This window comes from Afipia sp. GW821-FHT14H12, assembly GCF_058803465.1.
In genome coordinates this window covers 1,499,337-1,511,592 of the sequence record NZ_JBXAOZ010000001.1, presented here as the reverse complement: position 1 = coordinate 1,511,592, position 12,256 = coordinate 1,499,337, and the positions used below count along the sequence as shown (strand labels likewise).

At 59.5% G+C, this 12,256-nt stretch carries 5 protein-coding genes and 1 tRNA gene; 2 read left to right on the top strand and 4 right to left on the bottom strand.

Annotation, left to right across the window (positions count from 1 at the left end):
• The first annotated feature begins 110 nt into the window (after positions 1 to 110).
• Positions 111 to 6,053 (top strand): anti-phage protein ProA, encoded by a 5,943-nt coding sequence (gene proA / locus AC1RNA_RS07450; RefSeq protein WP_492951193.1) that lies wholly within the window; start codon positions 111 to 113, stop codon positions 6,051 to 6,053.
• A gap of 130 nt (positions 6,054 to 6,183) precedes the next feature.
• Here the strand turns inward: proA and AC1RNA_RS07445 are convergent, their stop codons facing one another.
• The 4 genes from AC1RNA_RS07445 to AC1RNA_RS07430 form a co-directional block, all read right to left on the bottom strand.
• The gene (locus AC1RNA_RS07445; RefSeq protein WP_492950651.1) at positions 6,184 to 7,419 is read right to left on the bottom strand and encodes a tyrosine-type recombinase/integrase; all 1,236 of its coding nucleotides are present in this window, start codon (positions 7,417 to 7,419) and stop codon (positions 6,184 to 6,186) included.
• 180 nt (positions 7,420 to 7,599) lie between these two features.
• Positions 7,600 to 7,676 (bottom strand) — tRNA-His (locus tag AC1RNA_RS07440).
• 206 nt (positions 7,677 to 7,882) lie between these two features.
• Entirely contained in the window at positions 7,883 to 8,308 is a 426-nt protein-coding gene (locus AC1RNA_RS07435) for a phasin (RefSeq protein ID WP_492950650.1), read from the bottom strand.
• A gap of 149 nt (positions 8,309 to 8,457) precedes the next feature.
• Positions 8,458 to 8,832 (bottom strand): phasin family protein, encoded by a 375-nt coding sequence (locus tag AC1RNA_RS07430; protein ID WP_009337270.1) that lies wholly within the window; start codon positions 8,830 to 8,832, stop codon positions 8,458 to 8,460.
• A gap of 296 nt (positions 8,833 to 9,128) precedes the next feature.
• Between AC1RNA_RS07430 and AC1RNA_RS07425 the strand changes: the two genes are divergently transcribed.
• On the top strand, positions 9,129 to 12,254 hold the full coding sequence (locus tag AC1RNA_RS07425) for a PAS domain-containing sensor histidine kinase (protein WP_492950649.1): 3,126 nt from the start codon (positions 9,129 to 9,131) through the stop codon (positions 12,252 to 12,254).
• The last annotated feature ends 2 nt before the right edge of the window (positions 12,255 to 12,256 follow it).

The following is a 12,256-nucleotide window of genomic DNA, read 5'->3' as shown; positions in this document are numbered from 1 at the left end:
TCCTACTTTAATATGGTTGTATTTCAACAACCAATCCCCTTAAGGTAGAATTTTTACTTACAAGCAGTTGGCGGTATCAACTGCAGAGAAATTCTCTGTGAGTTAGGATGATGGACGATATCGGGACGACTGACCTCCTAACTGAGGATATTCCTCAACCAAATGCCTCAAGTATGGTCGCCATCACTGCCGATCTCGCCGCGACATTCACTTTTGCATCGCACCAAAACTCAATTCCAGTTATCCGCTCAATCCGCGTGGATAATCTGACTACGGATAATCTTGAAAACGCACGACTAGAGCTCACGTCCAGCCCACCGTTTCTCAGGCCCAAGACCTGGACCATTGACCGCATTGTTGCCGGCGAAGGCATCGCATTATCGGATCGCCGCATCGAACTCGATGCGGCCTATCTTGCCGGATTGGATGAGGCCGAACGTGGCGATATCAGGCTAAGGTTGTTTCAACACGATTGCATCATCGCTGAAACAATTCTCCCGGTCAGATTGCTGGCTCGCGACGAATGGGGCGGCGTGGCCGACATGGGCCAGTTGCTTCCAGCCTTCGTCATGCCAAACGATCCAGCAGTTTTCAAACTGCTGCGGTCGGCCGCCGAGCGACTTGCCGCGCATGGCCATTCTTCGGCGCTCGATGGCTATCAGACCAACGATCCGAAACGCGCCTACATGCTCACGGCAGCGGTCTATTCGGCCATCGCCGGGCTTGGCCCACATTATGCGCAACCGCCGGCGAGCTTCGAAACGAGAGGGCAGAAGATCCGCGGACCAAGCAAGATTGCTCAGGACGCACTCGCCACATGCCTCGATACGACACTGCTGTTCACGGCGGCTCTGGAAGCCACCGGGCTCAATGCCGTAGTTCTGCTGTTTGACGGTCACGCCGCCGCAGGCGTCTGGCTGGTCAAGCGCACGCTGCCACGAACTGTGGAAGACGACGTCGTAGAGATTCGCAAAGCGATCGCCGCGCACGAGCTTATCGTTTTTGAGACCACGGGCGTGACACACCGACCGGCCATGATCTTCGAACAGGCCAGAAAAACCGTCGAAGCCAAACTGGGCGAGGGCGCCACTCAACGTTTCGTGTCGGCCATTGATATCGCACGATCACGCTCCACCGGCATCATGCCTCTAGCTTCGCATGAAGCACCACCGACGATAGATAAGTCAGACAGCGAGGAGCCATCGGATATTCCGCTGCCGCCGGAGCCAGACTTCCCGATGCCGGCCGACATTGCCGTGCAGAAGCCAACGACAGCTGCGGGTCGTATCGAACGGTGGCAAACGAAGCTGCTTGATCTATCGCTGCGGAATCGATTGCTGAATTTTACCGACAGCAAGAAAGCCGTGTCATTCATCTGCCCCGATGTTGCGTATCTCGAGGACAGGCTGACCGAGAATGTCGGGATTAAGCTCATCTCGCTACCCGAGCAGAATCCTTTGGGCGAACGCGATGCCGAGTTGCACCGCGAGAGGCGTGGCCATGATCTACACCGTGAATTTGCGGCCCAAGCACTGCAGCGAGACGAATTGTCGTCGATGCTGGAAGCGAAAGAACTAGAATCGCGTCTTATCGCCTTGTACCGACAGGCCAAGAGCGACATTACCGAGGGCGGCACCAATACGCTCTATCTCGCTGTGGGTGTATTGAAATGGAAAAAGAAACCGACTGACGAACGCACCTGTCGCGCGCCAATTCTGCTTTTACCAGTCAAGCTTGAGCGCTCCAGTGCCGCGGCTCGATTCCGTCTAAGGTTTCATGAAGATGAGCCACGAATAAACGCAACACTGCTGCAATTCGTTAAGCACGACTTCGACCTAACCTTGCCCGATTTTCGAGACGGCCTGCCGCTGGACGGTCACGGCATCGACGTACTTCAGGTGCTTGAACAGTTTCGTCATGCTGTGCGCGACACGCCAGGCTTCGAAGTTGCCGACGACATAGCACTATCGACCTTCTCATTCGCCAAATATCTGATGTGGAAGGATCTCACTGACCGCACTGACAACTTACGACAGAACCGCGTCGTCAAACACTTGATCGATAACCCCGAGCGTCCATTCGAGGGGGCGGACCGGCCATTCCCGGACGAGCACGAAATCGACCGTAATTATGCATCAGCCGATATCGTAACGCCGCTGCCCGCAGACTCTTCCCAGATCGCAGCGAGCATTGCAGCGGCCCAGGGGCGCGACTTCGTGATCGTTGGGCCACCCGGCACTGGTAAGAGCCAAACGATCGCCAACATGATCGCGACATGTCTGGCTGCAAGGAAAACTGTTCTCTTCGTTGCAGAAAAAACAGCGGCCCTTGACGTTGTGTATCGCCGGTTGCGCGAACACGGCCTCGACGATCACTGCCTCGAACTTCATTCGAGCAAAGCCGACCGCAAGCAGTTTTTTTCTCAGTTGAAAAACTCATGGGAGAAACGCGGCAACTCGGCTGCATCCCAATGGGTCAAGTATAATGATCGTCTACAAATCCGCCGCGACGAGTTAAACGCTTACGTGGATGCGCTACATCGCAAGGCGCCCAATGGACTGACCCCGTACACCGCGATGGGTATCGCGATGATGGGACATCATGACCACGCACCCGCTCTTTGCTGGGCAGAACGGGACTTCCATGACGCGCATGGCTACGCCGACCTAGAGACTATTGCTGGACAATTGGGTCTGACATTTGCCGCCGTGACCGTTCGTCCGGTGCTACAGTTGGTGCATGTCGAAGAATGGACCGGCGCATGGCAGCAGAAACTAATTGCCGCCGCACGCACGCTTGGGCGCGCCGCAACAGATACCAGAACGGTGCTGGCCACCCTTAGCGCGCGATTCGGCCTCGCGGGCATGGATGACGTAGGGACCGCAGGCCTTGGGTATTTCGCCGATCTCGCGCGCGACGTAATCGTGACTTCGGGCCGGGATCACACCATCATCCTACACAAGGACTTTGCGGCACTGACGCGGGCCATTGACGATCTCGAAAGGACCATAGCGTCCTATCGCGATATCGAGCCAAAGCTTTCACAGTATTACGCACCAGTTGATGTTGTACGTGTCCCCGTGGACGAACTCGACCGCGACTGGCGTGAAGCCAATGCGGCAATATGGCCGAAATCATGGTTTGCCTCGCGCCGAATTCGGCGGCTACTCGGCTCATACGCCAATGCCAAAAGTGCCGACCCTACGATTGATCTGCCGCTCATTCGCAAACTACAAATCAATCACAGCGCGATTGCGCGCAACATGATCGCCAGCACTCCACTGGCCTTCGATGGACTCGACACTCATTGCGGCGCGGTGAAGCAGCATTTGCAGACTGCAGAACAATTGCGAACGTCGCTCATTCAACTCGGCGAATTCGCAGGCGACGTTCAGACAGTAGCAACTAGCATCGCCGCCGGCTTGAAAGGGCAGATCAATCAGCCTCAAATCGCAGCCGCAACCGATTATCTGGCCAAGCATCGCGCCTTGCTCGATGCTATCAATGAATTTGAAACCATAGCAGGACATTCGCTTCCCGATCGCGATGCCGACGACTTCTTGTGTAAGTTATCGCAGCAGATGGACAATCTTGAGCAGTCACAAAGCCTGCTTCGCGACTGGTCGTCGTGGTGCACCATTCGCGCCCGCGCAATCGCCAAGGGTCTCGCACCGCTGGTAACTGATCTGGAAGATGGTGCGGTTACGCCCGACCGGGCACTGCAGGTTTTTCGGCTCAGCTATGCACGCTGGTGGCTGCCGTTGGCAATCGATGGAAGCGAAGAGCTGCGGAAATTCCGGCGATTCGAGCACGAACATGCCATCGCTGATTTTAAAGAAATCGACGACCTCGTGCGCGCACATGCATCTGATAAAGTGGTCAGTTCCCTAGTCCATGACTTGCCCTCGCCTGAATTGGTGCCGAGAAACTCCGAACTCGGTCGCTTGCGACATCAAATCGGATTGCAAAGACCCAGCAGTTCAATCCGCGATATGATTAGCGCGATGCCGGAAAGCTTCGGAAAGCTCGCACCTTGCGTGCTGATGTCGCCATTGTCGATTGCGCAATATCTGCCGACTCACCAGGCACTGTTTGACGTGGTGATTTTCGACGAGGCGTCACAAATCGCAACCTGGGATGCGGTAGGTGCCATTGCGCGCGGACGTCAGACCATCATCGTCGGCGATCCAAAACAATTGCCGCCGACCAATTTCTTTGGCCGAAACGACAGCGACGACGACAGCATTCCACAGTACGAGCAAGATCTCGAAAGCATTCTTGATGAAGCCACGGCATCAGGACTGCCACAGCGCTATTTGCGCTGGCATTATCGCAGTCGGCATGAATCACTGATTGCGTTCTCAAATTGGCACTATTACGACAACAAGCTGATCACATTCCCGAGCCCCGTCACGCAGGATCAGGCAGTCTCGCTTGCTTTCGTTCCCACGGGTGTTTATGACCGTGGCAAAAGTCGGACGAACCGAGAAGAAGCTCGCGCCATTGCCGCGGAGATTCGCACCCGGCTTGAAGCATGGCTTCTGCTGCCTGAGGCACAACGCCAGACGCTTGGCGTTATCACGTTCAATGCCCAGCAAATGGCGCTCATTGAAGATTTTCTTGATGACGCGCGCCGCGAGAACCCGGAGCTCGAATGGTTTTTCTCGGAAGACCGCATCGAACCGGTGATCGTCAAGAACCTGGAAAACATCCAGGGTGACGAACGCGATGTCATCCTGTTCTCGATTACATTTAGCCGAGATGCGGCAGGCAAGTTGCCCATGACCTTCGGAGCAATCAACAAGGATGGCGGCGAGCGCAGACTCAATGTCGCTGTGACGCGCGCACGCCGCGAGTTGAAAGTGTTCTCGGGTATTCGCGCCGACGATATCGACCTGTCGCGCAGTAAAGCGCGTGGTGTCGAGCACCTGAAGGCGTTCCTCGACTATGCGGTACGCGGCGCAATTGCGCTGCCGGCGCAGGATGCAGGCTCCCAAGGTGAGATGGAATCGCCTTTCGAGGAAGCTGTAGCTGCGCGGCTCGAGCGGCGCGGCTGGCAGGTTGTTCCCCAGGTCGGCATTTCTGGCTACCGAATTGACCTTGGCATCAGACATCCCGATCATCCTGGGATTTATCTTGCCGGTATCGAATGTGATGGTGCGACCTATCACAGCTCTGCAACCGCGCGGGACCGAGACAAAGTGCGTGAGCAAGTTCTTTGTGGTCTCGGTTGGACCATCCTGCGGGTCTGGTCCACTGATTGGTGGTTCAATGCGGAAGAAGCTGTTGAGCGATTGCATCAAGCGCTGGATGAATTATTGGTCGATAGTCGCGCTGTAGCGGTGCGCGCCGCCGAATCCGATTCACCCCTAGCATCAGACATGCCCGTCGATGATGCACTTGAAGAAACCGCGCGCCCTAATCCAAACATTATTCAGATTGAGCCTGATAGCGTCCGGGCTCAAGATTATGAGGAGCCGACAGGAGCGTCGCACGATGTTCGCGAACGACAGATAGCCTCATCAGGAAAGCATCCTACAGAGGCAGCCCAAGGATTTTTCGCGATTACTGACCTGTCTATGTTCAAAGCCGATCCGGACTTATTCTTCGAATTTTCTTACCGGCCGACCATTCAGGCGATAGTCGATGCAATCATGGACACGGAAGCGCCCGTGAGAGACGATATTTTGGCTCAGCGGGTGGCCCGTGCGCATGGATGGCTCCGTACCGGCGCGCGTATTCGAGAGCAGATTGAACTGCACCTGCGAAAGCTCGATCGAACGAAGGAGAGTTCTGGCACCTTCCTTTGGAAGATTGGCAGCGTTGCTTCGCGCATACCGTTTCGCTCTCCACGCGATCAGCAGAACCGCCGCCCCATTTCCGACATCTGCGTCGCTGAAATTGCTGACTTTGTATTGGCGAATCGAGCGGCGCTAGATGAAGAGGACCCACCACTCGTTTACGCTCGCTTGTTACAAATTGATCGGCTGTCTGCTTCTTCACGCGAACGCATACACGAGGCAATCGAGCACGCACTCACCCTAGAGCCTTAAGAAAATATATTTTGCTGAACGATTGGGGGCCAGGTCTTCGAATCGGCAATATTCTTTAAACGAACATTGGCTGGCTTTTGCCGTTCCCTCTGACCTGAAAAATTACGTATGCGCAGGTCCAGCTACTCGCTCATACGGACGCACCCTTGAACAGAAGCACGCGCCCACCATCACGCAGAATGTCGCAGTAATCCGCCCACCATTGCATCATCTTCATGCGCTCATCCCAATAATCTCCTCGCGCATAAGCGCGGCGAACCGCATTCGGCTCGATATGGGCAAGCGCGGCCTCAATGGCGTTGACGGTCCATTTGCCGGACTCGTTAGCCAGCGTAGAGAACGTCGAGCGAAAACCGTGCGCAGTGGCTTCGTCTTGCGAGTAGCCAATCCGGCGGAGTGCCCCATTCATGGTATTCTCGCTGATTGGTCGTGAGACGCTCCGCAATCCCGGAAATACAAGGCCTCCGGCACCATGCCTCGTAATCGGGTGAAGCTCTTTCAAGATAGCAACGGCTTGCGCCGGCAACGGGATGCGGTGCGGCCTACGCATCTTCATGCGCCCTGCCGGGACACTCCACACACCGCTGTCCAGATCAAACTCTACCCATTTTGCCTGCCGCAACTCACCCGGGCGACACGCCAGCAAGGCCATCAACTGCAACGCAGCCTTGGTGGTGGGCTGGCCCAAATAGCTGTCAATCGCGCGCAAAAGACCGCCGAAGGCGACCGAATCGGTAATCGCCGGACGATTGATCTTGTTCTTGTCCTTGCTGGCAATGGCCCCGTGCAAAGCGAGCGTTGGATCGTTCGCCGCCCGTGCGGTGGCAATAGCGTAGCGAAACACGCCGCCAATGGTGCTGCGGAGACGATGGGCGGCATCCAGCTTGCCCGCCGCCTCAAGCGGACGGATCGTTGTTAGAACTTCCGGAGCAGTTATTTCGCTGATCGGTCGGCCGCCAATGAGCGGGCGAGCGTAGCCAAGTATCCACGCAACCTTATCCAAGGTTTTGGCGTCGCGGCCATCGCGCTTTTTCTTCGCCACGTACTCGTCGGCCAGCACGTTGAAGGTGTTAGCGCTTGCCGTCAGTTTCGCAGCCTTGTCGAGTTTCTTTTGCGCGCTCGGGTCTTTGCCTCCCGCCAACAATTTTCGGGCCTCATCACGCTTGCGGCGAGCGTCTGCTAGCGAAACGGCCGGATAGATGCCGATGGAGAGCTTCTTTTGCTTGCCACCAAAACGATAAGCCAATCGCCAGAGCTTGGTTCCGGAAGGCTGTATCCATAGCTGCAAACCACCCCCGTCAGACAGCTTATAAAGTCCGTCATGAGGCTTGGCAGTTCGGCATTTTCGGTCTGATAACTCCGACATTCCCCATCTCCTTCCGCGCCAAGAAAAGGCCAACACCGCGGTCAGCAAGGCCAACGTAGGGGCCAACAAACTGCTCGGGTTGCCGTAAACACCCACGAACGCCCAAAAACAAAAAAAGGCCCGTTTACCGGACCATTCTACACTATCGCGAGCGTGGATGAACTTCTATGAATGGGAGAGTGGTACAGTTGGGTGGGATCGAACCACCGACCTCCGGATCCACAATCCGGCGCTCTAACCAGCTGAGCTACAACTGCATCCTTCGTCGCGCCCTGAGGGCTGCGAACGCGCGGAAACTAGGGGCAGCGCCCGGCTTTGGCAAGACCGGACAAGCCATTCTGTAACAAGAGATTCTATCAGATCGCGGGCTGAGCAAGCGGGAGAAATTCCAGGCTCGCCAGGGGGTCCGGACGCAAAAACGGCCGGGCAAGCCCGGCCGTTCATGGATCAATCCTGAAATCGCTTAGGCGACGTTCTGGAACGCCTTGGTCACGCTGGCCTTGAGCGGCTCAACGGTTTCGGTCGCAACTTTCTGACCGAACTCGGCCAGTTCCTTCGACTGGGCCGTCAGCGCCTCGAACTGCTTGCGCGTATGGGCGCTCACCAGTTCCGCGGCCTCCGGCAGCGAGCCGACGCCGACCAGCGACTGGGCGAAATCGAACGACGAAGTGACGTTAGCCTGGGCAATCTCGACGAGCTTGGCGGCGAAGCCGCTCGCGCCCTTGGTGGCCGAAGCATAAACGGCTTCCAGGGCCTCGTTGTTGCTCTCGGCGGCGGCCTTCAGCTTCTGGTAGCCGTCGCGGGCCTGATTGACGCCGTTTTCGGCAAACGCACGGAACTGCTCGGGAATCTGGAAAGGAGTCGTGGTGAAAAACGCCTGGTTGCTCATATTGGCATGTCCTCAGCCTGGGAAAAGGAGGCCACGCGCAGCCCGGCAATAAGACCGGCCACCAGCCTCTGACCAAACCAATATAAGCCATTTTTTGTGCAATGCAATATTTTTATTGCATTGCGCTAATTTTATCTTAAGCCACTGACTTAGCGTGGCTTTGCGGTATCCATCGCCGCCTTGGTGACGGCCTGCCCCATTTCGGAGGCCTGTTCGGCGAGCGCCTTCATCTGCGCCTGCACGTATTCGGAGTGCAGCCGCATGATCTCGGTCAGGTCCGAGGCGTGCACGAGCTGCTGGGCATAGGTGAGCGACGACTGGACGTTCTTTTCCGCAAACGAAATCGCCTTGGCGGTAATGTCCTTGGCGTTGGCGCGCGCCGTCTCGCCCGTTCCCGTCAGCGTGCTGGCGGTCTGATGGGCCTGTCCGAGGAAGCTCTCGAACGCCTTGCGAGCCTGGTCAAAGCTGGCTTCCGCCATCGAGCGCATTTCCTGGGGAATCTCGAAACGATTGTTGTCAGCCATGGCGTCTCGCTCCTGTTCGTACCGGCTACTTGCCAGCCTCGTGAAGACCAACGGACGGCAGGGCCGGGCGGTTCCTGCATCATGACAGCGCGGCGTGACAGCCATCCAATGCTCATCGTGACCGACGCAGTATTTTTTGCAATCGCCCTGCGGCATCGTCGCGGGAGTTAAGGTTATCGCCGGTTTGGGCCGCTGCCTCCCTGCCCCCGGTGGACTCATCCGCCGTCCCATTGATAATCAGCCTGTAAGGCCCACATCGATCAGCCGAATTTCTTTCCGGAGCAGGATTTCAAGCGTTGCCCAGAGCCGAGTTTTCCTTGCAGGCCATCCGCAACAGCCGGCTCTCGACATTCTGTCTGAGCGCCGCGCCCGCCTGGGTCTGGTCCGAAGCAGGCAATCGCCTGCTCTGGGCCAACGCTGCGGGCCGCGCGTTCTTCCGCGCGCCGAGCGACGACACGCTGCTCGCGCACGCATTCGGGCCCGCCGATCCGTACCGCCGACAGGTCAAACAACTGGCCTCGATCCTTGCGCCATCCGGCGCGCTGCGGCTGGAGCGGCTGCGCGGATTTGGCGCGCATCTCGGCGGCCTGATGACATGCGGCTGCGCGCGGATTTCGCTCAACGGCGAGAACGGCATTCTCATCGCTGCCGAACAGCCGGGCGGACGGGTGTCGCCTTTCCCGGAGCGTCTGATGGCGCTGATCGAGGGCCTCGAAGGGCCCGCCGTGGCCTTCGTGAACGGGCATCTCGAAGCCGCCAACGCCGCAGCCCGCGCGCATAACGACGCCATTCGTGAGCTTGCCGGGATCGCGCTCCCGACGCATTTTCCCGAGCAGGGCTCCACAATCGAGACGCCACTCGGCCGCGCGATCGTTCATCGCGCAGGCGCGGAGCCGGAAACCGCGCTCATCGTGCTGCTGCAGGGGCTGGCCGCGCGACCGCGCCCCGACAAACCCGTTGACGCAGCCCCGGTTCCTGTTGTCGAACCGGCCCCGGCGGGCGAGGTTGTCCCCATGCACGCGCCGGCCGCGTCTGAGCCGGCCGCGCCCTCTTTGCAGAACGAGTTGTTCATGGATGACAGCGTGGGGCCCGATAGCCCTCCCGAGACATCGCCCGCAGCCGCGCCGGAGTTGATTCCGCTGCCGGACGATCTCGCCGGACAGCGGCGGCGACATCCGCTGCGCTTCACCTGGGCGATGGATGCCGAAGGCCGCTTCTCGTTCGGCGCGGGCGAATTCACGCATCTGATCGGTGCGCAGACCACCGCCGCATTCGGCCGGCTCTGGAGCGAGGTCAATGCGGCGCTGGCGCTCGATCCCGAGAACCGGGTAGCGCACGCGATCGCAACGCGCGACACCTTCAGCAACATCCTGCTGCAATGGCCCGCGGACGGCCTTGCCGGACGGCTGCCGGTCGAGATGTCGGGCCTGCCGATCTTTGGCCGCGACCATGCGTTCGCGGGCTATCGTGGCTTCGGCATCTGCCGCGATCTCGACGGCCTCACCCGCGTCGCCGCGCAACGCCGCCACGACACGCTGTTCGGCTCATCGCCCGCGCCGCTCGAGACGCCGGCGCCCATCGCGGCAAGCCCCGAGCCTCCCGCGCCTGAAGCCACCGCGCCGCAGACCGAGACTGCGCTCGGTGAACTGGCCGAGACCGAAGGCAGCGAGACGCCGCCCAACGTCGTGCCGTTCCGCCCCGCCAATGACGACGCGCGGCCGCCCGTGCTGACGCCCGGCGAGAACAACGCATTTCAGGAACTGGCGCGGCAATTGTCCGAACGGCTCGAGCATGAAACCGAGCGTCGGCTCAGCGCCCTGCATGAGGAAGAACAGGCCAACGACAGTTCCGCCGCGCAGCCGCACGACGACATGATTTTCGAATCCGGGGAAGACGAGATCGAAGTGCCGCCCGCGCAACTCTCGCCCGTCGCGCGTGCGCCGCAGAACACCTCGCTCTACGATCAGTTGCCATCGGGCGTGCTGGTGTACCGCGCCGACCGCCTGCTCTACGCCAATAACGCTTTCCTCGCCGCCACCGGCTACGCGACGCTCAATGCCCTCAACAAGGATGGCGGCCTCGGTGCGCTCTATGTCGGGTCCGGGGTCGCGGACACGGACGCATCCGGCGAAGGCACGCCGATCAAGGTGTCCACCGTGTCGATGGGCGCGCATCAGGCGCTTGACGCCAGGCTGCACACCGTCGACTGGGAAGGTGAAAATGCGCTTGCGCTGATCCTGTCGCCGCCGGTTGCGCCAGCGCAGACGGATCATGCCATCCCCGTCGCCGCCGAACCGCTGCCGCGCGCCGGCGACCTGATCGAATCCGACGAACTCGCGACCATTCTCGAGACCACCGCCGAAGGCGTCATGATGTTCGACAGCGACGGCGGCATCATCGCCTGCAACCGCAGCGCCGAAGCGTTGTTCGGCCGCGACGGACTCGAGGGCCACAATCTGATCGAACTGTTCGCGCCGGAAAGCCAGCGCGCGGTTCTCGACTATCTCGAAGGCATCAAGTCCGGCGCCATGCAGGGCCTGTTCGAACAGGGCCGCGACGTGCTCGGCCGCGCGCCTGATGGCGGCGCGATGGCGCTTTCGGTCACAATGGGACGCACTCGCCCGGATCGCCCGCGTTACTTCGCGGTGTTCCGCGACAAGCCACCCACCGCTCCCGCGCTCCGCGCGCCCGATCAGGACAAACGCGCGGATGAACGCGCCGCCAACGCCAAGGCCGATCTGCTCGCCCGCCTCAGCCACGAGGTGCGCGCGCCGGTCAACGCCATTATCGGCTTCGCCGACGTCATGATCGAGGAACGATTCGGCGCGCTCGGCAACGAGCGCTACGCCGATTACATGAAGGACATTCGCGCGTCCGGCGAACGCGTGATTTCCATCATCGATGACATGCTGGACCTGTCGCGGATCGAATCCGGCAAGCTCGATCTCGAATTCGCCAGTCAGGATCTCAACGCGCTGGTCGAACAATGCGTCGGCGTGATGCAGCCGCAGGCCAACCGCGAGCGCATCATCATCCGCTCCTCACTGACGCACGGCCTGCCGAACATCCAGGCCGACGCGCGGGCGCTGCGCCAGATCGCGCTCACCCTGATCGGCTGCGCGATCCGTCTTGCCAATGCGGGCGGACAGGTGATCGTCTCGACCGCGCTCAACGACCTTGGTGAAGTGGCGCTGCGCATCCGCGACACCGGCCACGGCATGAACGACAACGAAATCGCGGCGGCGATGGCACCATTCCGTACGCCCTCGCCCACGGACGAAGTGGCCGCAGGCAACGGCGCCAACCTGTCGCTTGCGAAAGCGCTGGTGGAGGCCAATCGCGGCCGCTTCCATCTCAGGAGCTCGCCGAACACCGGCACGCTGATCGAGGTGGTGTTCTCGCAGGCCGCTGCGACGGCGTAAGG

Coding starts and splice junctions, on each gene's coding strand:
- AC1RNA_RS07445 (WP_492950651.1), bottom strand. CDS start 7,419: ATGTCGGAGTTATCAGACCGAAAATGCCGAACTGCCAAGCCTCATGAC.
- AC1RNA_RS07435 (WP_492950650.1), bottom strand. CDS start 8,308: ATGAGCAACCAGGCGTTTTTCACCACGACTCCTTTCCAGATTCCCGAG.
- proA (WP_492951193.1), top strand. CDS start 111: ATGGACGATATCGGGACGACTGACCTCCTAACTGAGGATATTCCTCAA.
- AC1RNA_RS07430 (WP_009337270.1), bottom strand. CDS start 8,832: ATGGCTGACAACAATCGTTTCGAGATTCCCCAGGAAATGCGCTCGATG.